18 protein-coding genes are annotated in these 21,569 nt (G+C 71.3%); 8 read left to right on the forward strand and 10 right to left on the reverse strand.

What is annotated here, in order from left to right; genetic code table 11:
• Positions 1-79 precede the first annotated feature (79 nt).
• The gene (locus tag DJ010_RS20400; RefSeq protein ID WP_109697272.1) at positions 80-958 is read left to right on the forward strand and encodes a helix-turn-helix domain-containing protein; all 879 of its coding nucleotides are present in this window, start codon (positions 80-82) and stop codon (positions 956-958) included.
• Here DJ010_RS20400 and DJ010_RS20405 read toward each other — a convergent pair.
• A complete protein-coding gene (locus DJ010_RS20405; RefSeq protein ID WP_109697374.1) occupies positions 955-3,072 on the reverse strand; it encodes a DNA gyrase/topoisomerase IV subunit B in 2,118 nt (705 codons plus the stop codon). The genes DJ010_RS20400 and DJ010_RS20405 overlap by 4 nt on opposite strands.
• Positions 3,073-3,283: 211 nt before the next feature.
• Here DJ010_RS20405 and DJ010_RS20410 point away from each other — a divergent pair, with 211 nt between their 5' ends.
• From DJ010_RS20410 to DJ010_RS20440, 7 genes are all read left to right on the forward strand, one after another.
• Positions 3,284-3,514: a DUF7455 domain-containing protein gene (locus DJ010_RS20410; RefSeq protein ID WP_109697274.1), complete on the forward strand. Its 231-nt coding sequence runs from the start codon at positions 3,284-3,286 to the stop codon at positions 3,512-3,514.
• Between the two features lie 90 nt (positions 3,515-3,604).
• Positions 3,605-4,450, forward strand: coding sequence for an EamA family transporter (locus DJ010_RS20415; RefSeq protein ID WP_109697276.1), 846 nt, complete (start codon positions 3,605-3,607; stop codon positions 4,448-4,450).
• Positions 4,451-4,514: 64 nt separating this feature from the next.
• Positions 4,515-5,714 carry a CapA family protein gene (locus DJ010_RS20420; RefSeq protein ID WP_109697278.1) on the forward strand — a complete coding sequence of 400 codons (1,200 nt, stop codon included), beginning with the start codon at positions 4,515-4,517 and terminating at the stop codon, positions 5,712-5,714.
• Between the two features lie 66 nt (positions 5,715-5,780).
• A complete protein-coding gene (locus DJ010_RS20425; RefSeq protein WP_109697279.1) occupies positions 5,781-7,796 on the forward strand; it encodes a glycosyltransferase family 2 protein in 2,016 nt (671 codons plus the stop codon).
• Complete coding sequence (locus DJ010_RS20430; protein ID WP_109697281.1) at positions 7,796-8,128, forward strand: STAS domain-containing protein; 333 nt, start codon at positions 7,796-7,798, stop codon at positions 8,126-8,128. The genes DJ010_RS20425 and DJ010_RS20430 overlap by 1 nt, the downstream gene beginning before the upstream one ends.
• Positions 8,118-8,537, forward strand: a complete 420-nt coding sequence (locus tag DJ010_RS20435) for an ATP-binding protein (protein ID WP_109697283.1) — start codon at positions 8,118-8,120, stop codon at positions 8,535-8,537. Before DJ010_RS20430 ends, DJ010_RS20435 begins: the two co-directional genes overlap by 11 nt.
• Positions 8,534-9,742 (forward strand): PP2C family protein-serine/threonine phosphatase, encoded by a 1,209-nt coding sequence (locus DJ010_RS20440; protein WP_109697285.1) that lies wholly within the window; start codon positions 8,534-8,536, stop codon positions 9,740-9,742. The genes DJ010_RS20435 and DJ010_RS20440 overlap by 4 nt, the downstream gene beginning before the upstream one ends.
• Here DJ010_RS20440 and DJ010_RS20445 read toward each other — a convergent pair.
• From DJ010_RS20445 to DJ010_RS20485, 9 genes are all read right to left on the reverse strand, one after another.
• The gene (locus DJ010_RS20445) at positions 9,730-11,232 is read right to left on the reverse strand and encodes an RNA polymerase sigma factor (RefSeq protein WP_109697287.1); all 1,503 of its coding nucleotides are present in this window, start codon (positions 11,230-11,232) and stop codon (positions 9,730-9,732) included. The genes DJ010_RS20440 and DJ010_RS20445 overlap by 13 nt on opposite strands.
• A 121-nt stretch (positions 11,233-11,353) precedes the next feature.
• Complete coding sequence (locus DJ010_RS20450; RefSeq protein WP_109697289.1) at positions 11,354-12,133, reverse strand: enoyl-CoA hydratase/isomerase family protein; 780 nt, start codon at positions 12,131-12,133, stop codon at positions 11,354-11,356.
• 4 nt (positions 12,134-12,137) lie between these two features.
• Positions 12,138-12,653, reverse strand: a complete 516-nt coding sequence (locus DJ010_RS20455) for a DUF4334 domain-containing protein (protein WP_109697291.1) — start codon at positions 12,651-12,653, stop codon at positions 12,138-12,140.
• Positions 12,650-14,314: a GMC oxidoreductase gene (locus DJ010_RS20460; RefSeq protein WP_109697293.1), complete on the reverse strand. Its 1,665-nt coding sequence runs from the start codon at positions 14,312-14,314 to the stop codon at positions 12,650-12,652. Before DJ010_RS20460 ends, DJ010_RS20455 begins: the two co-directional genes overlap by 4 nt.
• Positions 14,314-15,768: a flavin-containing monooxygenase gene (locus DJ010_RS20465; protein ID WP_109697295.1), complete on the reverse strand. Its 1,455-nt coding sequence runs from the start codon at positions 15,766-15,768 to the stop codon at positions 14,314-14,316. Before DJ010_RS20465 ends, DJ010_RS20460 begins: the two co-directional genes overlap by 1 nt.
• Positions 15,769-15,779: 11 nt before the next feature.
• Positions 15,780-17,261: an aldehyde dehydrogenase family protein gene (locus tag DJ010_RS20470; protein WP_109697296.1), complete on the reverse strand. Its 1,482-nt coding sequence runs from the start codon at positions 17,259-17,261 to the stop codon at positions 15,780-15,782.
• Positions 17,258-18,064, reverse strand: coding sequence for an alpha/beta fold hydrolase (locus DJ010_RS20475; RefSeq protein WP_109697298.1), 807 nt, complete (start codon positions 18,062-18,064; stop codon positions 17,258-17,260). Before DJ010_RS20475 ends, DJ010_RS20470 begins: the two co-directional genes overlap by 4 nt.
• Positions 18,061-18,735 (reverse strand): TetR/AcrR family transcriptional regulator, encoded by a 675-nt coding sequence (locus DJ010_RS20480; protein ID WP_158283084.1) that lies wholly within the window; start codon positions 18,733-18,735, stop codon positions 18,061-18,063. Before DJ010_RS20480 ends, DJ010_RS20475 begins: the two co-directional genes overlap by 4 nt.
• Before the next feature lie 58 nt (positions 18,736-18,793).
• Positions 18,794-21,568: a type II toxin-antitoxin system Rv0910 family toxin gene (locus DJ010_RS20485; protein ID WP_245927753.1), complete on the reverse strand. Its 2,775-nt coding sequence runs from the start codon at positions 21,566-21,568 to the stop codon at positions 18,794-18,796.
• Between the last annotated feature and the right edge of the window lies 1 nt (position 21,569).

Here is a 21,569-nt window from a genome sequence, read left to right on the forward strand (position 1 = left end):
GCCTGGGTCCGCCCTGCGCCGCACGGGGTGGACATCGATCGCAGCTCCAGCGATCGAAGGGTCCGCGGTTGGAAGGAACATGCCCGCTCGGGACGACGTCGACCGGATCAGCCAGGCACAGCTCCGTCTGGTCGCCAGGTCCGAGCAGGCTGCCGCGGCCGATCCTGTCGTGTGGAACGCGTACCTTGCGCTCACCACCAGGTCCGCGTGGCCCAAGGACAAGACCCGCAGCGCGATCCTCAGCAACATGGTCTCCCTGGCCCTGCTCGGCGAGGCCGAGGACGTCATGACCCTCGACTCGCTGATCCGCTCGTTCGGTCCGGAGCGCACCGCCGGCATCCAGGGCGAGCTCGACGAGCTGCTCGGGCTCGGCCCGGACCTGCCGGTCACCACCGCTGTGCTGCGGATCCTCGGAGACACCGAGGGCCTCAAGAAGAGGCTCTCGGGGCACGGCATGACCCATTCCAAGATCGCGGCCGCGGTGAAGCGGGTCCACCACCAGACCTTCTGGCTGCTGCTGGCCGGCGCGGAGGACCTCCCCCGCACGCCGCCGCTGCGCACCGTCGACCAGCTCCTCGACCTGGCCGACCACGGCAACGCCCGCAGGTGGCGCGCAGCGCTGCTCCCCCTCATCGAGAGCCCGTGGGGGCCATACGGCGAGCACGTCGTGCAGCTGTGCCGCGACGCCGACCTCCCGCTCGCCGCGGAGGTCCTCCAGGAGTGCCGAAAGGTCTACCAGCGCCGCCAGGAGCAGCGGGAGCGCGAGGCGATCGCCCGCGAGATCCGTCGGCTGGTCGCGATCAGCGGGCTGACCCAGCGCCAGTTCGCCTCGCAGATCGGCACGTCGCCGTCCCGTCTCTCGACCTACGTCAATGGCCGCGTGGTGCCCTCGGCAGCGCTGCTGCTGCGGATCCGGCGGGTCGCCCAGGCCCAGCAGCAGCGGGCCGGCGAGCGCTAGGCGTCGAGCGTCTCCATGTCGACCTCGTAGGCGCCCTGGACGATGAAGTCCTTGCGCGGCGCCACCTCGGAGCCCATCAGGAGCTCGAACACCTGGGTGGCCTCCTCGGCGTCGTCGACGGTGAGCCGGCGCAGCGTGCGGTGGCGCGGGTCCATGGTCGTCTCGGCCAGCTGGTCGGCGTCCATCTCACCCAGACCCTTGTAGCGCTGGACCGGGTCCTTCCACCGCACGTTCTTCTTCTTCAGCTCGGCCAGCTTCCGCTGCAGCTCGTCGTCGGAGTAGGTGTAGACGTACTTATCCTGGCCCTTGCGCGGGTTGGAGATCTCGATCCGGTGCAGCGGCGGGACGGCGGTGTAGACCCGTCCGGCGCGGACCAGCTCGGGCATGTACTTGAAGAACAGCGTCGCCAGCAGGCACCGGATGTGCGCGCCGTCAGAGTCGGCGTCCGCCATGAAGATGACCCGGCCGTAGCGGGCCGCGTCGACGTCGAACGTCCGGCCCGAGCCGGCGCCGACCACCTGGATGATCGAGCTGCACTCGGCGTTCTTCAGCATGTCGCCGACCGACGCCTTCTGGACGTTGAGGATCTTGCCGCGGATCGGCAGCAGCGCCTGGAACTCGGAGTTCCGCGCCAGCTTCGCCGTGCCGAGGGCAGAGTCACCCTCCACGATGAACAGCTCGGTGCGCTCTGCGTCGTTGGCGCGGCAGTCGGCGAGCTTGGCGGGGAGGGTCGAGGACTCCAGGGCGTTCTTGCGGCGCTGGGTCTCCTTGTGCTGACGAGCCGCGATCCGCGTCTTCGCGGCACCGGCGACCTTCTCCATCAGCAGCTTGGCCTGGGCCTTCTCAGCGCGCTTGGTCGAGGTGAGGAACGCCTTGAGCTGCTGGGCGACCACCTTGCGGACCGACGCGCGGACCGCGGGCGTGCCGAGGATCTCCTTGGTCTGGCCCTCGAACTGCGGCTCGGCCAGTCGGACGGTCACGATGGCGGTCAGGCCCTCGAGGATGTCGTCCTTGATGACGTCGTCGTCGTTGACCTTGAGCGCCTTGCTCGCGCGCATCGCATCGTTGAAGGTCTTGGTCAGCGCAGCCTCGAACCCGGCGACGTGGGTCCCGCCCTTGGGCGTGGCGATCACGTTGACGAAGGAGCGGACCTCGGTCTCGTAGCCGGTGTCCCAGCGCGCCGCGATGTCGACGGTCAGCTCCCGCTCGACGTCCTGCGGGGTCATGTGGCCCTGGTCGTCGAGCATCGGCACGGTCTCGGTGAAGGTGTCGGTGCCCGTGATGCGGAGGACGTCGGTGACCGGCTCGCCGTGGCTCAGCGCCTCGGCGAACTCCGAGATCCCGCCGTCGTGCCGGATCTTCTCCTCGAACAGCTCCGGGCCCCGCAGGTCGCGGACCACGAGCTCCAGGCCCGGCACGATGTAGGCGGTCTGCCGGGCGCGGCCGATCAGGCCGTCGATCTCGAACCGCGCGTCCTTGGTGAAGATCTGGCGGTCCGGCCAGAACCGGATCCGGGTGCCGGTGCGGTCCTTGGCGACCCGCTTGCCCTTGCGGGTGAGTCCCGACTTCGCGGTGAACCCGGCCTTCGGTCCCTCGTCGTCGAACACGCCGGGGATGCCCCGCTGGAACGACAGGCCCTGCTGGGACGGCGACCGGTCGACGTCGATGTCCATCCGCGCCGACAGCGCGTTGACGACGGAGAGGCCGACGCCGTGCAGGCCGCCCGAGGCGTTGTAGGAGCCGCCCCCGAACTTGCCGCCCGCGTGGAGCTTGGTCGCCACGACCTCGACCCCGGGCAGGCCGGTCTTGGGCTCCTTGTCCGTCGGGATGCCGCGGCCGTCGTCGTACACCTCGACGGAGTCGTCGGGGTGGAGCGTCACCTCGACGCGGCGGGCGAAGCCGCCGAGTGCCTCGTCGACGCCGTTGTCGATGATCTCCCACAGGCAGTGCATGAGGCCGCGGGTGTCGGTCGACCCGATGTACATACCGGGCCGCTTCCGCACGGCCTCGAGACCCTCGAGGACGAGGAGGTGGGCGGCGTTGTAGGTGTTGTCGGCGATGGTGTGCTCCTGGTTGAAACCGCGTTCTTCTGGGTAGGAATCTACCTGCGACACGCCGGGCACCGATGCAGGCACACGGGCCCGGCCGGCGCAACGATGTGGGAGTCAGGACGGTTTCGATAACAACGATGTTTCGGGGCTTGAAAATCCCGATCGGCGATGGGGATGCCGTGAAAGGATGGACGTGCTGTTGACCACACGGCAGCGGGAATCTTGGGACTGCTCGCTACGTTGATCAGGCACCGACCGAAGAAAGAGGCACAACATGAACACTGCTGTTGCCCCCAGCGCACCCCTGACCGCCGAGGATCGTTGCGACCGTTGCGGTGCCCAGGCCTACCTTCGTGTCGAGCTTGCCTCGGGTGGTGAGCTCCTGTTCTGCGCTCACCACGCCCGCGAGCACGGTGACAAGCTCAAGGAGCTGGCCGTGGTCGTCCACGACGAGACCCACAAGCTCGCGAGCACGCCGGCCTCGGCCACGGACGACGAGCGCTGACGACACCCAGACCTCTGCGGAGGCCCCGGACCGACGGTCCGGGGCCTCCGTCTTTCCGTTCCGGACCTGAGACCAAGTGAGAATGCGCTGATGGGCATCGTCCTCGCGCTGGGCGCCGCCGTGGCCTACGGGCTCTCCGACTTCATCGGCGGCCTGGCGTCACGCCGTACGTCGGCCTGGCCGGTCGCGCTCCTGGCGAGCGTCGGCGGGCTGGCGGGTGCCGTGGTGCTCGCCCTCGCCGTGCCGGGCGACCCGACCTCGGGCGACCTGGTGTGGGGAGCCGCCTCCGGGCTCGGGAGCGGCGCCGGCAGCGCGTTCCTCTACCGCGGCTTCGCTGCCGGCCGGATGAGCGTGGTCGCCCCGGTGTCCGCCGTCGGCGCCGCGATCGTCCCCGTCGCGGTCGGCCTCGCCACCGGTGAGCGGCCGTCATGGCTGGTCATGGTCGGCATCGTCGTTGCGCTTCCCGCCATCTGGCTGGTGGCCCGCACCCCCGACGAGCCGCTCGACGATGGTGCGCAGGAGACGCTCGCCGCCGGCCTCGTCGACGGCCTGCTCGCCGGCCTCGGCTTCGGCCTGCTCTTCGTGGCGATCGGGCAGGTGCCCGACGGCGCCGGGTTCTGGCCCATCGCCTCCGCCCAGGTCGTCGGCCTGGTCACGATCGCCGTCCTCGCGACCGCCCTGCGCGTGCAGTGGGTGCCCACCGCCGGCTCGGAGTGGTGGGGGGCCGCGGCCGGGTTGATGGCCTCCCTCGCACTGCTGATGTTCCTGCTCGCCACCCAGGCCGACCTGCTCACGGTGGCGGCGGTGCTGACCTCGCTCTACCCCGCCTTCACCATCCTGCTCGCGGCCGTGGTGCTGCGCGAGCACATCTACCGCGCCCAGGGGGTGGGGCTGCTCCTCTGCGGCATCGCGGTCGGGTTCGTCGCCGCCGGCTGACTCCGTTCGGGCCCCGCCGCGGCAGGACGGCAACCGAACGCGGCCCTCGCGCGTCTTCCCTGCGATGTCCCCCACGAACCGCCGCCTGCCCCTGCTGCTGGCCGCCGTCCTCGTTGCCGCCGGCTGCTCGCACGAGCAGGACACCCCCGCCCGCGCACCCGACCCCGCGCCGCCGGTCGTCACGACGCCGACCACCGCGCCTCCCGACCCTCCCCCGGCACCAGCGCCGGAGAAGGCGACGGCACACCTGCTCCTCCTCGGCGACACGTTCTGGGGGCGGTTCGTCGAGGAGGAGGCGCGGGCCAGCGGCCTCGGCGCCGCGCACCCGTTCAGCCGGCTCGACGAGCTGCACCGGGACCGCTACGACGCCTGGATCGCCAACCTGGAGTGCCCGGTGGTGCCGGGCCTGGACGTGCCGGCCGCCGAGCAGGACCGGTTGCTGAGCTTCAACTGCGAGCCCGACTTCCTCGACGAGGCCGCCGCGTGGTTCACCGCGTTCTCGCTGGCCAACAACCACACCGACAACCAGGGCCGCGACGGGCTGGAGCGGACCCGCGAGGTCCTCGCGGAGCACGGCATCCAGCACTTCGGCGACGCCGACCCGCGGCAGCTGGACCACGTGTGCAACGTCGTCGCGGTGCCGGTCCGCGTCGCGCTCGACGACGGCTCCCGCACCCGCGGTCGGCTCCCCCTCGCCCTCTGCGGCTTCGACGGCGTGTTCCGGGTGCCCTCCGAGAAGGCCGTCGCCCGGCTGGAGGCGTATGCCGAGCTGCTTCCCACCATCGCGATGCCGCACAACGGTCTCGAGTACACGAGCACGCCCGACAGCATCAAGGTCGCGTTCGCCCGGAGCCTGGTCGACCACGGAGCGGACCTCGTCGTCGGCAGCCACCCGCACTGGATCCAACCGGCCGAGGTCTACCGCGGCCGCCTCATCGCCTACTCGCTGGGCAACTTCATGTTCGACCAGCAGTACGACGCCGAGGTCACCCGCTCGGCCGCGCTCGAGGTCGGCCTCGCGACCGAGGACCGCAACCTCGCCCGCTGGCTGCAGCTGGGCGTCCTCTGCGAGCGCCGGCACGGCGACTGCCTCGACGAGATCCGGCAAGCCGACCTGCCGAGACCGGCCCTCGACTACTCCTACGACGTCGTCGGCACCACGAACGCCGGCGGGCCCACCCGCGCAGCCACCTCCGCCCAGACGCGCGCGATCAAGGACCGGCTGGACTGGGCGGAGGTCGACGCGCAGCTCGACGGCCGCTGATCGCTCCCGTCCGACGTCTGAATCCCCCCGCAGCGGTTATCAGAGGCGAGAACGAAAGGGGGACCGATGGCCTCGCGGACGCAGCGGGAGGAGCAGGTCGACACGCCAGCCTGGCGCCTGGTCGCCCTACGGGTCGTCACCGTCCTCAGCCTGCTCGCCGGCACGATTTACGTCACCTGGCGCTGGGGCTGGTCGGTCAACTGGGAGTACTGGTGGATCGCCGTGCCGCTCGTCGTGGCGGAGACGTACGCGCTCGTCGACGGCTTCCTCTTCGGCTTCACCGTCTGGCGGATCAAGCGGCGGGGCGAGCCGCCGGCACCCTCCCCCGAGGCCACGGTCGACGTGTTCATCACGACCTACAACGAGCCCGTCGAGCTGGTCATGACAACCGCCCGGGCGGCGCTCGCCATCGAGTGGCCGCACGAGACCTACGTCCTCGACGATGGTGCCCGACCGGAGATGCGGGCGGCGGCGGAGGCAGCCGGCGTCGGCTACCTGACGCGAAGCGCCGACTGGGAGGACCGTCCACGGCACGCCAAGGCGGGCAACCTCAACAACGCGCTGATGCGCACCCACGGCGAGTTCCTCCTGATCCTCGATGCCGACCAGATCCCGAAGCCGGAGATCCTGCACCGGACCCTCGGCTACTTCGACGATCCCGAGATGGCACTCGTCCAGACCCCGCAGTGGTTCAGCAACGTCACGGAGTCCGACCCGCTGGGGAGTCAGGCGCCGCTGTTCTACGGCCCGATCCAGCAGGGCAAGGACGGGTGGAACGCCGCGTTCTTCTGCGGTTCCAACGCCATCATCCGGCGCGAGGCGCTGATGCGGCTGGGGATCACCGGCTACGTCACGGAGGTCGGGGCCGCCGTGCGGGCCGCGCTCGACACCTCCGGCCGGATCCTCGCCCGAGCGGCGCGCCGGTCGCGGAAGGACGACCCCGCCACCTCGGCAGCGGTGCGTCAGGTGCGCGAGGCGGTGCGGACCGCCCTGCGCGAGCTCGACGCCGGGGCGCCCTATGCCGACGTCACCTACCGCTTCCAGCAGGCGAGCCGTACGGCGGGTCGCGCCCTCGTCGACCGCGACCTGACCACCATCCGTGCGGACCTCGCCGAGCTCGGCTACGACGACCTGGTCGGCATCGGCCAGGACCCGCGGACGGGGCTGCCGGTCGTCGACGAGACCGTGCTGGACCAGCTGGCCTCCCGTGACCTCTCCCCGCTGGCCGCTCTCGAGGAGGTCCAGCGGATCATGCGCGCCGTCGACGTCACCCGGGGAGACGAGGCGCAACCACTCATGCCGATGGCGACGGTCTCCGTCACCGAGGACATGGCGACGTGCATGCAGCTCCACGCGGCCGGTTGGAAATCGGCGTACCACCACGAGATCCTCGCGACGGGTCTGGCGCCGGAGGACCTCGGCACGATGCTGAAGCAGCGGCTGCGCTGGGCCCAGGGCACCCTCCAGGTGCTGCTCAAGGACAACCCGCTGCGGAAGCGTGGCCTGTCCGCCGGGCAGCGGCTGATGTACTTCGCGACGATGTGGAGCTATCTCGCCGGCTTCGCAGCGCTGGCCTTCCTGCTCGCTCCGATCTTCTACCTCACCCTGGGCGTGCTCCCCGTGCACGCCTACGGGTTGACCTTCCTCAGCCTCTTCGTGCCGTACTTCCTCCTCAACCAGCTGCTCTTCTTCGTCGTCGGGTACGGCGTGAAGACCTGGCGCGGGCACCAGTACTCCCTCGCACTGTTCCCCATCTGGATCAAGGCGTGCACCACGGCCGCGGCCAACGTCTGGTTCGGACGCGAGCTCGGCTTCATCGTCACCCCGAAGGTGAGACAGGACGGCGAGCAGCGGTTCCCGGTCCGGCTGATCTGGCCGCAGGTGCTGATGATGACGCTGCTGGTGCTGGCCGTGCTCGCCGGCGTCGGACAGCTGCTCGCCGGCGGCGACCTGACCGTCGTCGGCGTCGGGGTCAACACGCTGTGGGTCGCCTACGACCTGTTGGTGCTCAGCGTCATCATCAAGGCGGGCCTGTTCCGCGCACCCGAGGTCGAACCCAACCAAGAGGAGCTGGTTTCCTGATGCAGATCGAGCAGTCGCAGCGCAACGGCGTGGCGGTGCTGACCCCCACCGGACGGGTCAACATGGTGTCCGCCCCGAAGGTGAAAGCAGCCGTCGACGAGGCCGTCGCCGCCGGCACTCCGCGGGTGGTGATCGACCTCGCGCAGGTCGAGTTCATCGACTCCTCCGGCCTCGGCGCGCTCGTCGGAGGACTGAAGTCCGCGCGGCAGGCGGACGGAGACCTCCGCATCGCCGCCGCCGGCGACCAGGTCGTGACCGTGCTGAGCCTCACCAACCTCGACCGCATCCTCCGGCCCTACGCCTCGGTCGAGGACGCGATCGATGGCTGGTGACGTCTACTCCCTCGAGGGGTTCGCGGTGCCCTCCGGCATCGAGGAGCTCCACCTTCTCCTCGACCACGCAGGGAGCGACCATCCCGAGGTCGATCCGTCGGACCTGATGCTCTTCGAGACCGCGGTCGTGGAGATCGCCAACAACGTCGTCGAGCACGCCCGCCCCGAGGGTGAGGTGCGCTGGCGGTTCGCCCTGCACGTCCGACCCGGCGAGCTCGAGGCCACGCTGTCGGACTCCGGCACGCCGTACCTCGGCGACATCGGGACGGCGATGCCCGACGAGCTCGCGGAGCGCGGTCGCGGGATGCCGCTCGCGCACGCCATCCTCGACGAGTTCCACTACAGCCGCGTCGACAGCGCCAACCACTGGCGGATGGTGCGACGCGGTTCGACGGGACCCGCGTCATGACCAGCACGACGAGCGAGCTGGAGGAGCAGGACCGGATCGCCGCGCTGGAGGAGCTCGAGCTGGTCGACACCCCGCCTGAGGAGCGCTTCGACCGCGTCGTCCGGCTCGCCCAGCATCTCTTCGGCGTGCCGTACGCCGCGCTGAACCTGGTCGGGGACGATCGGCACTACACGAAGGCGGCCGGCTCGGACCTCTTCGGCGGCGCCGCCAGCAGCCTCCCCCGGTCCCACTCGCTGTGCGCCCTCACGGTGCAGGACGACCACACCCTCGAGATCACCGATCTCCGTGCCGATGCCGCCTTCGCCGATCACCCGCTGACCGGTGGGAGCGACGTCCGGTACTACGCCGGTGCGCCGCTGCGTGCCCCCGGTGGCCAGCGGATCGGCAGTCTCTGCCTCATCGACGTCGAACCGAGGGACGCGCTCGACGAGCGCGAGCAGACGCTGCTGCGCGATCTCGCCAACTGGCTCGAGCGGGAGCTCGCGATCGGAGCCGACCTCGAGCAGGGAGCCGAGCTGCAACGCCGGCTGCTCCCCCGCACGATCCCGGACCTCCCGGGCTGGGAGATCGCCGGGCGGTGCGTGCAGGCCGGAGCGGTCGGAGGCGACTTCTACGACTGGCAGCTGATCCGCGGGACCGCCCAGGTCCAGGTCGTCCTCGCCGACGTCATGGGCAAGGGCATCCGTGCCGCACTGATCGCTGCCGGGGTACGCGCGATCCTGCGCGGCGCCTCACCGCACAACAGCCTCGAGGCGTCCATCACGCGCGTCGCCGACGACATGCAGGACGACCTCGGCGAGAGTGCCAGCTTCGTCACCCTCTTCGCCGCCCGGTTCGACCCCCGCGACGGTGCCCTCGAGTACGTCGACGCGGGACACGGCCTGGCCTTCCTGGTCGGCCCGGACCGCGGCGAACGGCTCGCGGGCGACGGGCTCCCCCTGGGCGCCGTTCCTGGTGTCACCTGGACGCCCGTGGGCGGGCAGGTCCACCCCGGGGAGGCACTGGTGCTGGTCAGCGACGGCTTCCTCGACGTGCACGGGGACACGGGGACCGTGCTGGAGGTCGTCCGCTCGGCACTCGCGACGTCCGAGGACGCCGAAAGCCTGGCAGCCACGCTGGCGGGCAGCGCCGTCGGCAGCCTCACCTCGGACGACGTGACCGTGGTCGTCGCCCTCCGGGGTGAGCCGGCGGCTCAGTCGAGGTAGTCGCGCAGGACCTGCGACCGGCTGGGGTGGCGGAGCTTTGACATCGTCTTCGACTCGATCTGGCGGATCCGCTCGCGGGTCACGCCGTAGACCTTGCCGATCTCGTCGAGCGTCTTCGGCTGGCCGTCGGTGAGGCCGAACCGCATCGAGACGACACCGGCCTCGCGCTCGGACAGGGTGTCGAGCACGGCGTGCAGCTGCTCCTGGAGGAGCGTGAAGCTGACCGCGTCGGCCGGGACGATGGCCTCGGAGTCCTCGATCAGGTCGCCGAACTCGGAGTCGCCGTCCTCACCCAGCGGGGTGTGGAGCGAGATCGGCTCGCGGCCGTACTTCTGGACCTCGACGACCTTCTCGGGCGTCATGTCGAGCTCCTTGGCGAGCTCCTCCGGGGTGGGCTCGCGGCCCAGGTCCTGGAGCATCTGCCGCTGGACGCGGGCGAGCTTGTTGATGACCTCGACCATGTGGACCGGGATCCGGATGGTGCGGGCCTGGTCGGCCATGGCGCGGGTGATGGCCTGCCGGATCCACCAGGTGGCGTAGGTCGAGAACTTGTAGCCCTTGGTGTAGTCGAACTTCTCCACCGCGCGGATCAGGCCGAGGTTGCCCTCCTGGATCAGGTCCAGGAAGAGCATGCCGCGACCGGTGTAGCGCTTGGCCAGCGAGACCACGAGGCGGAGGTTCGCCTCGAGCAGGTGGTTCTTGGCGCGGCGGCCGTCCTCGGCGATCCACTCCATCTCCTCGAGGTTCTTCGCGGAGATCTTGCCGCCCTTGGCGAGCTTCTCCTCCGCGAACAGGCCGGCCTCGATGCGCTTGGCGAGCTCGACCTCCATCTCGGCGTTGAGCAGCGGGACCTTGCCGATCTGCTTGAGGTAGTCCTTGACCGGGTCGGCGGTCGCACCGGCGACCATGACCTGCTGCTCGGGCTCGTCGGTGTCGTCGGCGGCGGAGACGACGAAGCTGGCCTTCTCGGCCTCCTTCTCGTCCTCCACGATCGTCGGGTCGGCCTTGAGGTCCTTCTCGAACTGCTCGTCCGGCACGTCCGGCAGGACCTTCTTGCCGTCGGGGCCCACGACCGGCGGCTCGACGACCTCCGCGGCCTCCTCCGTCGCGGCTGCCTTCTTCGCGGTCTTCGGCTCCGCCTTCTTGGCCGCGCCGGCCGCCTTCGCCGGAGCCGCCTTCTTGGCCGGAGCGGCCTTCTTCGCCGGAGCGGCCTTCTTCGCGGTGCTGGCGGTGGCGGTGGACTTCCGGGTGCCGGCTGCCGCGGCAACCGCGCGGCCGCTCGGCGGGATCGCCACGGTGATGCCCAGGCCCGCGAGGTGGGCCAGCAGCGGCTTCAAGTGGGGTGCGGCGACGTCAGCGGCGGCACACGCCTGCCGGACGTCCTCGGGACTCACGCTGCCCACTGGGATGGCCCGGTCGATCAGGGCGACGATGGAAGGGTGCGCGAGCACCGCAGCGGGGACCTTGCGTGCGTTCGACGACACGAACACCTCTCGATACGGCAGAGAAACTGTCAGTAGGGCGCAGCCCAGCCCGGAGGCGTCAAGACCGCAGGAGCCATTCTGCCACGGGGTGTGCAACGGGCGGTGACCACCACCCGCACCGGCGGATCTAGCCCCCGGCGAGCGCGCGGAACCGGGCGACCTGGGCCGTCCGCTCCGCGAGCCGCTGCTCGTCCAGGGTCCGGCCCGGAGCCTCCTGGAGCAGTCGCTTGGTCGCGGAGACCGCGCCGTGCGCGTGCGCGGTGAGCGACGCCACCATCGTCCCGACGGCCGTGTCCAGCTCGCTCGCCGGCACGACCGCCTGCGCGAGACCGATCTCCCCCGCCTCGGTGCCGCTCACGACCCGCGCTGACGCGCAGATCTCCAGCGCGCGGGCGTAACCGACGGCGGCCACCAACGGCTTGGTGCCGACGAGGTCCGGCACCAGGCCGAGCGCCGGCTCCTTCATGCAGAACCGGGCGTCCTCGGCGACGATCCGCAGGTCGCAGGCCAGCGCCAGCTGGAAGCCGGCGCCGATCGCGTGCCCCTCCACCACCGCGATGCTGATGAACCGCGGGTCGGTCAGCCGCACGAACGGCTGCTGGTAGACGTCGATCTGGTCGATGATGGCCTGGTCGTCCAGCGCCAGGGTGCCGATGAGGTTGCCGTCGTCGCCCGCCCGCGCAGGGTCGAGCATCCCGAGGTCGAGGCCGGCCGAGAACGTGCCGCCGGCGCCCCGCACCACCACGACCCGGACCGACTCGTCGAGCTCATCGAGGACCCGGGCGATCCCCGCCCACAACCTCGGCCGCTGCGCGTTGCGCGCCTCCGGCCGGTTGAGGGTGATCGTCGCGACGGGGCCGTCGACGTCGAGCAGCAGGTCGGCTCGAGCGAGCTCCTCCGGTGTCATGGGGTCAGTCTCGCGCCAGGGCGAAGAAGTACGGCGTCGACCCCCGCAGGTCCATCGCGCCGAGCACGTTGTCGTCGTCGATGCGCCGGAAGAAGTCGATGATCGGCAGGTGGTCGTAGACCATGGCCGCGGTGACGACGCCCCGGTGCTCCACGGGACGCAGCCGGGCACGGTGCTTCGAGGTCCGGATCGCCGGCTTGATCACGCCGAGCCCGCCCCGCGCTCTCCGCACGGCGGAGACCGGGATCCTCGAAGCCAGCGCGAGCGGCACCTTGCGGGGGTCCACCGCGAAGAGTCCGCCGCCGGGCGCCGAGAACAGCAGGGGGTGGACCTCGTCGAGGCCGTCGAACTGCTTGCCCCACCACCCGCTCGCCTCGAGCATCCCGTCCATCGGGTGGCCGGTGCGGACCTCACGGCCCTTCCAGCGGCCGAGCATCTCCTCGCACCGCACCGCCGGGAGAGTGTCGAAGTAGGACGCCGCCTCCGCCTGGTCGGCGAAGCTCTCGATCAGGGTGCTCATGCAGGGAGCCTCAGTGCTGCCGGGGCGGTCTCGGGGACGGCCGGATGGTGGGGACGGACGGGCGCGACCCGCTCGTAGGGCGCGCCGAGCGGGGGTCGGGTGTCGACCTCGCCCTTGTTGGGCCAGAACGCCATCGCGCGCTCCGCCTGGGCGGTGATCGTGAGCGAGGGGTTCACGCCGAGGTTGGCGGTGATCGCACTGCCGTCGGCGATGTGCAGGCCGGGGTAGCCGTGCACCCGCTGGTAGGGGTCGATCACGCCGGTGTCGGGCGTCTCGCCGATCGTGCAGCCGCCGATGTAGTGAGCGGTCGCAGGGATGTTGAAGATGTCGGTCGCGATGTTGCCGGTGTCGGCGTCGGCCTTGTCCGCGTACTGCCGGGCGATGTCATGGGCGATCGGCAACCAGTCGGGGTTGGGCTCGCCGCTCCCCTGCTTCGTCTTGAGCAGGCCGTTCTTGCGGTAGGACGTCAGCGAGTTGTCGAGGGACTGCATCACCAGCAGGATCACCGACCGCTCGGAGGCCCGGCGCAGGTTGAGCGAGCGGGCGAACTGCACCGGGTGCGTCACGATGCTGAGCAGGAACCGCAGGAACCGGAACGCTCCCCCGTCGATCATCGGCACCGTCTGCGCGAACAGCGAGTTGTGGCCCTTGCCGTAGGTGCAGACCTCGACGTGGGTCTGCGGCTCGGGGTGGATCGAGGAGGTGATCGCCACGCCCTGCGCGAAGTCGTAGCGGCTCTGGCTCTGCACGCCGATGATCGCCTCGGAGTTGCTGCGGGTGAGCTCGCCCAGCCGCGGCGAGAGGTCCGGCAGCACGCCGTCGTCCTTGAGCCGGTGGAGCAGCTTCTGGGTGCCGAGGGCGGCCGCTGCGAAGACGACCTGCTCGGCGGTGAACGTACGACGCCCCTTCCGCAGCTTGCCGTTCGAGCGCTCGGTCTCGACGACGTAGCCGCCGTCGTCGCCCGGGCGCACCGACGTCACCGTCGTCAACGGGTGCACCTCCGCGCCCTTGCTCTCGGCGAGGTAGAGGTAGTTCATCGTCGTGGTGTTCTTGGCGTTGTGCTTGCAGCCGGTGAAGCACTCCGAGCAGTGGATGCAGCCGGCGCGGGTCGGCCCGGCACCGCCGAAGTAGGGGTCAGGCACCTCCTCGCCCTCGCGGCCGTCGTTGAAGAACACGCCGACCTGGGTGCGGTGGAAGGTGTCGGCGACGCCACGGTCGCGCGCGACCGACAGCAGGATCTCGTCCTTGGGCCCGACCCGCGGGTTCTCGACGACGCCCAGCATCCGCTTCGCCTGGTCGTAGTACGGCGCGAGCTCGTCCTGCCAGTCGGTGATGTGCGCCCAGGCGCGGTCCCGGTAGAACTCCGGCAGCGGCTCGTACAGCGTGTTGCCGTAGATCAGCGAGCCGCCGCCAACGCCGGAGCCGCTGAAGACGAGGCACTTGCCGAGGGCGCTGATCCGCTGCGGGCCGGTGAGCCCGAGCCGCGGGGCCCAGATCGACTTGCGGATGTTCCAGTTCGACTTCGGCAGGTCCTCGGCGTTCCACCGCCGGCCCGCCTCGAGCACACCGACGCGGTAGCCCTTCTCGGTGAGGCGGAGCGCGGCGACACTGCCGCCGAACCCGGAACCGACGACGATGACGTCGTAGTCGTGCTTCTTCATCAGGACACCACCTCGTAGTCAGCAGGATCGAACTTCGCCTGCGCTCGGTACTGGCGCGCGAGCAGCGGCCAGTTCGTCGTGATCCGTCCGTTGGCGTTGCGGTACCAGGACGAGCAGGCACTCCACACGCTGCCGGACAGCTGCTCCTGGACCTCGGCGTCGAACGCCTGCTCGACGTCCTCGCGGACGGCGAGCGGCCGGCGGGTCGCGGCCAGGTGGTCGACGTAGTCGCCGAGGAACCGGGCCTGCGCCTCCAGGAAGTAGATGATCGAGCCGCCGCCGGTGTTGGTGTTGGGGCCGTACATCATCAGCAGGTTGGGGAACCCGGGCACCGAGATCCCGTAGTAGGCGTGCGCGCCGTCCTTCCACTCGGTGTGGAGGTCGCGGCCCGCCGCGCCGGCGACCTGCATCGGCGCGAGGAACTCGGTGGCCTTGAACCCGGTGCCCCAGATGATGACGTCGGCCGGGTGCTCCTTGCCGTCGGCAGTGCGGACGCCGGTCGGCGTGATCTCCGCGATGCCCTCGGTCACCAGGTCGACGTTGGGCTGCGCCAGCGCCGGGACGTAGTCGCTCGAGAACAGGATCCGCTTGCAGCCGATCTGGTACGTCGGCCAGATCTTCTCGAACAGACCGGGCTTCCCGGCGGCCTGCTTGCGCATGTGGCGCTTGGAGACCGCCTGGATCACCTTCGAGAGAGCCTTGGAGTAGACCCAGGCGACGCTGAGGCTCTCGGTCACCGTGTACCAGGCGCCGCGCTCGGCCAGCAGCGTCGCCGGCACCTTCTCGAAGACCTTGTGGTGGCTGGGGCGGAACTCCCTGTCGAACCGCGGGATGAGGTAGGGCGGCGTCCGCTGGAACACCGAGAGGTGACCGACCTCGGGCTGGATGGCGGGGACGAACTGGATCGCGCTGGCGCCGGTGCCGATGACGGCGACCCGCTTCCCCTTCAGGTCGACGTCGTGGTCCCAGGTCGCGGAGTGGAAGTTGGGACCCTCGAAGGTGCCGAGCCCGGGGATGTCGGGGTAGGACGGCCGCGAGAGCTGCCCGACCGCGGAGACCAGCACGTCGACGACGAGCGAGTCGCCATCGCCGAGCTCGACCGACCACGTGCGCGCCTCGTCGTCGTACGTCGCGCGGACCACCTCGGCGCCGAGCCGGACGTGCCGCATCAGGTCGTACTTCTCCGCGACGTGCTTGATGTAGTCGAGGATCACCGGCTGCCGCGAGAAGCGGTGCGGCCACACCGGGTAGGGCTCGAAGGAGTAGGAGTAGAACGGCGAGGGCACGTCGCAAGCGGCACCGGGATAGGTGTTGTCGCGCCAGGTGCCACCGATGCCGTCGGCCTTCTCGAGGATGACGATGTCGTCGTGGCCGCGCTTCTTGAGCTCGATGGCCGCGGCGAGGCCGCCGAAGCCGCTGCCGATGACGGCGATGGAGACAGAGCGATCGGTCATTCCGGCCCCTCTCAACGGGCGTGCAGCCAGCGGATCAGGCGCGGCAGCAGCCGCACCATCACCGGCGAGCGGTTGAAGGTGATCAGGTTCATCCCGGGGATGGCGTACTTCTGGGTCGCGATCGCCCGGGTCCGGGTGAACTCCTTGAGCCCCTCCGGGCCGTGGATCCGCCCGAACCCGCTCTCCCCGACACCGCCGAGCGGCAGCGCGGCGACGCCGGCGAAGCCGAGCACGGAGTTGACCGAGATCTGGCTGGTCTCGAAGCCGGCGACGACCTCCTCAGCGCGGTTCTTGGAGAACACCGCGCCGGCGAGGCCGTACGGCGTGTCGTTGGCCAGCTTCACGGCCTCGTCGAGCGACTCGACCGTCGTCACGGTGACCGTCGGCCCGAACGTCTCCTCCTGCACGGCCGCCGAGGTGTGCGGCGGGTCGAGGATGACGACCGGCTCGATGAACCGGTCGCCCACGCTCTCCCGCCCGCCGACCACCGCCGTGCCGCCGCCGGCGAGGGCGTCGTCGACGTGGCGGCGCACGATGTCGATCTGGCTGCGCATCGTCATCGGTCCGTACGACGACGCGTCGTCCGACCCGGGCCGGACGGCCTTGACCTGCTTCGTGAGCTCGGCGAGGAACTCGTCACGGACGGACCGCTCGACGTAGACCCGTTCGACGCCCGCGCAGGTCTGGCCGCTGTTGCCCAGCGCGCCGAACGCGATCGCCTCGGCCGCCCTGGGCAGGTCGGCGTCGGCGGCGACGATCGCCGCGTCCTTGCCGCCGAGCTCCATGACGACGGGCACCAGCGACTCGGCGCAGGCGGCCATCACCCTGCGGCCGGTGGCGGCCGAGCCGGTGAACGCCAGCTTGTCGACGCCGGCGCGGCACAGGGCGGCGCCGGTGTCGCCGAAGCCGGTGACCAGGGACAGCACGCCGTCCGGTGCGTCGGGGTTGGCCTTGGCGAACGCGTCGACGTACCACCGCGAGATGGCGGGCGTGTACTCGCTCGGCTTGAAGACCACGGTGTTCCCGGCGGCGAGGGCGGTCGCGATCGAGCCGTTGGGCGTGTAGACCGGGTAGTTCCACGGGCCGATGACGCCGACGACTCCGAACGGCACGTGGTCGAGGCGCGCGGAGAAGTTAGAGAGCAGGAGCCCGGGCCGGCGCTTTTCCTGCTGCAGCACCTTGCCGGCGTGCTTGGCGTTCCAGGCGATGTGCTCCAGGGCGAGCATCACCTCGAGCCGGGCGTCGGTGCGCGGCTTGCCGTTCTCGCGGTGCAGCAGGTCGACGAGGTCCTCGGCGTTCCTGGCGATGTGGCGCTTCCAGCGAAGGAGGGCCTCGCGCCGGCCGGCGTGGCCCTGGTCGCGCCACCAGGGGGCGGCGTTGCGGGCCCGGGCGACGACGGCGCGGACCTGGACCTCGCCGAGGACGGCGAACGTCCCGACGACCTCGTCGTTCGCTGGGTTCGTGCTGACCAGCTGCTCGGTCTGGGTGGTCATCGGTTCTCCTTGGTTGCTGCCGAGTCCTCGAGGACGATCCGGGCGCAGGCCGCGGGGTCGTCGTTGAACGGGAGGTGTCCGCAGCCGGCGAGGTCGACGTGGCGAGCGAACGGGAGCACCGCGCGGGCGCGTGCGCTCTGGGTGCGGTGGATGAGGACGACGTCGCGGGTGCCCCAGGCGATCGTCACCGGGATGTCCGGGAGAGCGCCGGGGTCGTCGGCGGCGTCGAGCACGTAGTCGCCGAAGGAGTGCCGGGCCTCGGCGAACCCGGTGGCGCCGGCCAGCCCGGCGAGATCCCCACGCGCCGCGTCGGGGTCGACGCGGGTCGGGTGGCCGAACATGCTGCTCAGCAGCGCGGCCCGCCCGACCGGGTGGTCGACGGCGCGGGCGAGCACCGGTCCCGCCGCGCGGGCGGCCACCTGCAGGGTGGTGACGACACCCTGGGTCCAGCGCAGGCCGGGAGTGCCCCAGAAACCGACGGGTGAGAACGCGGTGACGGCCGACGCGACGCCACGACGGCCGAGCTCGAGGGCCACGCCGCCGCCCATCGAGCTGCCGACCAGGTGCGGCTGGGCGATGCCTTCCTCGGTCAGCCAGTCGCTCAGCCAGTCCGCGAACCCGCGCGGTCCGGGACGGACGCCGGGCAGCTTCGGCGAGGCGCCGAAGCCGGGGAGGTCGAGGGCGATGACCTCGTGGTGCTCGGCGAGTCGGTCGAGCACCGGCTCGAAGCACTGCCACCGGCTGCCGATGCCGTGCACCAGCACGACCGGCGAGCCGGATCCGCGGCGGTCCAGGTTGATCATGCCCGGTCTCCCTTCCAGTGGCCGGCAGCGCCGAGGTCGAGGTCCAGGCCGAGGTAGTCGACCGTCAGCCCCGCGCAGTGGCGCACGAACTCGTCGCGCGTGGTGTGCCGGACGCCCTCGCTCCATGCGAGGAACAGCGCGAAGATCGCCGCCGAGAAGCCGAGCAGCGTCCACCCCGCCGAGGAGGCGCGGAGCTCGCCGGCCCGCGCGGGCAGCACCTCGGTGACGACGGTGAGGACGAAGGCAGGCATCGCGGCCTGTGACCGCGGCCGGAGGGTGTCGTCGGCGGCCGACTCGCGGAACAGGATCCGCCCGATGCGCGGGTCCTCCTCCACGACCCGGACCGCCGTGTCGAAGGCGACGAGGATGGCAGCCGCCATGTCCTGGCTCTCGGCGGTGGCGATCACGTCGGACAGGATCGGCTCGCGGATCCGGTCGACCGCCTCGTCGTACACGGCCTCGAGCAGCTCTTCGCGGGACGCGAACAGCTCGTAGAAGTAGCGCGGCCCGACGGCGGCCTCGCGGCACGCTGCGCGCATGGTCAGCGCCGCCACGCCCTGGGTGCCGACCAGCTCGAGACCGGCCTCGACCAGCCGTTCGCGCCGGTCGGCCTCGCGGGCGTCGGGCGTCTGGCCCTGCCAGAGGCGGCCGGCGGTCGTGGCGGAGGTCATGCCGCCGACCATACAGGAATCAGGCGCTTCCGGGAAGCGCTCGATTCCTAGATGCCGATCAGCGGCCCTTCCACTCCGGCGCGCGGTGCTCGACGAACGCCAGCAGGCCCTCGCTCGCGTCCTCGGAGAAGATCGCCGGTGCGGCCAGGTCGGCCTGGCGCTGGAACGCCTCGTCGGCCGGCCAGCCTGCCCAGTCGCGGACGATCTGCTTGCTGATCGAGACCGACATCGGCGCGTTGGCGGCGATCGCCTTCGCGAGCTCGACCGCCGCGTCGACCGCCGTGCCCGCGGGGACCACTCGGTTGACGAGCCCGAGGTCGGCCATCCGGGAGACCGGCTGCGGCTCGGCGGTCAGCGCCATCTCCATCGCCAGGTTGCGCGGCAGCCGCTCCGCGAGCCGCATCACGCCGCCGGCCGCGGCGACCAGGCCGCGCTTGGGCTCGGGCAGCCCGAACTGCGCGCCCTCCGCGGCGACGATCAGGTCGGCCGCGAGGGCGAGCTCGCAACCGCCGGCCAGCGCGGAGCCCTCGACCGCCGCGATCAGCGGCTTCTCGGGCGGCACCGTGCAGATGCCGAGCACACCGCGCCGCTCCGTGATCGGGAACTCGCCGCGAGCGGCCGCCTTGAGGTCCATGCCGGCCGAGAACGACGGGCCGGCGCCGGTGAGCACCGCCACCCGCAGCTCCGGGTCGGCCTCGAACGCGTCGATGGCCCGCTCCAGCAGCCGGGCCGTGCGCAGGTCGATCGCGTTGCGCAGGTCCGGACGGTTGAGCGTGATCACCACGACCTCGTCGCGCCTCTCGACGAGGACGGGCATCGCCGGCGGTTCCGGGACGGTGACCGGCTGGTCGCCGAGCAGGGTCGCGTCGTCCTCCTCGAGTCGGATCGGCAGGCCGATCAGGTCCGTGGTGACGCCCTTCGCGGCGAGGTCGCTGCCGGGGTAGCGGCGCAGCGCCCGGTCGCCGCTCTCGGTGACGGCTGCGACGATCAGCGCCTCCGGCTCGCCGGAGCGGTCGAACTGCACGGTGTAGGCCTCGACCACCGCCTCGCCGGTGTAGCCGCCGAGCGGGCGCCGGGTCGGCGTCGCCTCGACGACCGGCGTGAGCGCGCGGTAGGGGGCCACCGGCGGGGTGGCGGAGTAGATGCCGATGGCGTGCTTGGTGAGGTACCAACCGAGCGAGGTCGAGAGGCCGTAGGCGTCCGGCTCGGCGCGCAGCAGCGGGACCAGGCTCGCAACGGCGTGGGTGCCGTAGTTGTTGCCGGGTCCCCCGCCGAAGGTCAGGCCGCCGGTGACGCTGAGCGGCCGGTCCGGGTCGCCGATCGGCAGGCCGAGCTCCTGCGCCGCGACCTGCACCGCCGAGGGGAAGCAGGAGTACAGGTCGACGTACTCGATGTCGTCGATCGACACGCCCGCGTGCTCGGTGACTGCCTTGCCGAGGGTGCGGATCGCCGGGGACGCGGCGAGGTCGCCGCGCTCGGAGACGAACCACTCGTCGTGGGCGGCGGCCCCGGCGTGGAGGAAGACCCAGTGGTCCTGGGGCACGCCGGCGGCCTCGGCCGCGGCGGCGCTGCAGAGGATCAGGCCGCTGGCGAGGTCGACCTGGAGGTTGGCGCAGAGGAGCTTCGGGTACGGCGTCGTGACCATCCGGTTCGACGCGTCGACGGTCGCGAGCTGCTCGGGGGTGTAGGAGGTCGGGCTCCATGCGTGCGGGTTGCGCGCCGCGACCTCGGACAGGCTCGACCAGAGCTTGGTGATCCGCTCGGTGTGCTCCTCGAGCGAGGCCCCGGACTTCGCGCGGACCGCCGACTCGATGAGCCCGTACATGTAGACCGGCGCGCCGAGCCCGGCCGCCGCCTCGGCGTCGTTGTTGGCCTCGGCGTCCTTCCCGAGGACGCGCGTCGGCGCGATGCCCGCGGGTTGGCGCGGCCAGTCGACCGGCGTGCCCGCCTTCTGTGCCGAGGTCAGGGTGTCCCCCGCTTCGGCGCCGCAGACCAGGACGACCGACGCCTCGCCCTCGGCGATCGCGCGACCGGCGTCGTTGAGCAGCAGCTGACCGGCGTCGCCCCCGAACCTGCTCGAGACGACCGTGGCCTCCGGCGACGCGCCGACGATCTCGGCGACGGCGAGCGCCTGGTCGCCGTACTGCCACGACACGCTCGCGACTGCGTAGACCGCGTCGGCGGAGGCCAGCAGGCCGTCGACGCCGGCGTCCTTCTCGGCGCGGCGCAGCGCCTCGGCCGACATGCTCGCTGGGTCGTTGCCCTCGGGCCCGGTGCCGTGCTGGACCAGCTGGCCGACGCCGACGAGCACCGGGGTGCGGGGGTCGAGCGTCCGCCCGGTGCGAGCGTGCACGATCGGGCCGCTGGCCGCGGCGTTCGCGCGCTCGGGGTCGGCTGCGTGCGCCGCGAGTGCGTCGGCGGTCTGCTGGACCACGCCCTCGACGTGGGCCGCGACGGTGGCGCCCATCGGGCCCTGGATCGGGTCACCGCCGAGGCCGATCTCGACCTCGACCCGGCTCCCGCCGTCGGAGGGGCGTGCGGTAACCGCGACGCCGACCACGAGGCCCATCGGGCCCAGGCCGGAGAGCGCGAACGTCTGGTCGTCGAGCTGGATCACCTTCCAGGCGATCTCCGCCGGGATGCCCATGAGCCGCACCGACTCCTCGACCTCGAGGTCGAGCGTGGCACGGGCAGGAGCATCGCCTCGCCAGGCCTCGTGCATCTCGAACCAGGAGGGGAAGCCGGTGAGGTCGGTCGCGAGCTGGAGGACCTGCTCGGGCGTGGCTGTCGAGGTGGCCACCGCGCGTGCTTCGCGGTCGTAGTTGCCGATCACG

This window comes from Nocardioides silvaticus (assembly GCF_003160695.1).
Lineage (GTDB): Bacteria > Actinomycetota > Actinomycetes > Propionibacteriales > Nocardioidaceae > Nocardioides > Nocardioides silvaticus.

Coding starts and splice junctions, on each gene's coding strand:
- DJ010_RS20400 (WP_109697272.1), top strand. CDS start 80: ATGCCCGCTCGGGACGACGTCGACCGGATCAGCCAGGCACAGCTCCGT.
- DJ010_RS20410 (WP_109697274.1), top strand. CDS start 3,284: ATGAACACTGCTGTTGCCCCCAGCGCACCCCTGACCGCCGAGGATCGT.
- DJ010_RS20415 (WP_109697276.1), top strand. CDS start 3,605: ATGGGCATCGTCCTCGCGCTGGGCGCCGCCGTGGCCTACGGGCTCTCC.
- DJ010_RS20420 (WP_109697278.1), top strand. CDS start 4,515: ATGTCCCCCACGAACCGCCGCCTGCCCCTGCTGCTGGCCGCCGTCCTC.
- DJ010_RS20425 (WP_109697279.1), top strand. CDS start 5,781: ATGGCCTCGCGGACGCAGCGGGAGGAGCAGGTCGACACGCCAGCCTGG.
- DJ010_RS20430 (WP_109697281.1), top strand. CDS start 7,796: ATGCAGATCGAGCAGTCGCAGCGCAACGGCGTGGCGGTGCTGACCCCC.
- DJ010_RS20435 (WP_109697283.1), top strand. CDS start 8,118: ATGGCTGGTGACGTCTACTCCCTCGAGGGGTTCGCGGTGCCCTCCGGC.
- DJ010_RS20440 (WP_109697285.1), top strand. CDS start 8,534: ATGACCAGCACGACGAGCGAGCTGGAGGAGCAGGACCGGATCGCCGCG.
- DJ010_RS20450 (WP_109697289.1), bottom strand. CDS start 12,133: ATGACACCGGAGGAGCTCGCTCGAGCCGACCTGCTGCTCGACGTCGAC.
- DJ010_RS20455 (WP_109697291.1), bottom strand. CDS start 12,653: ATGAGCACCCTGATCGAGAGCTTCGCCGACCAGGCGGAGGCGGCGTCC.
- DJ010_RS20460 (WP_109697293.1), bottom strand. CDS start 14,314: ATGAAGAAGCACGACTACGACGTCATCGTCGTCGGTTCCGGGTTCGGC.
- DJ010_RS20465 (WP_109697295.1), bottom strand. CDS start 15,768: ATGACCGATCGCTCTGTCTCCATCGCCGTCATCGGCAGCGGCTTCGGC.
- DJ010_RS20470 (WP_109697296.1), bottom strand. CDS start 17,261: ATGACCACCCAGACCGAGCAGCTGGTCAGCACGAACCCAGCGAACGAC.
- DJ010_RS20475 (WP_109697298.1), bottom strand. CDS start 18,064: ATGATCAACCTGGACCGCCGCGGATCCGGCTCGCCGGTCGTGCTGGTG.
- DJ010_RS20480 (WP_158283084.1), bottom strand. CDS start 18,735: ATGACCTCCGCCACGACCGCCGGCCGCCTCTGGCAGGGCCAGACGCCC.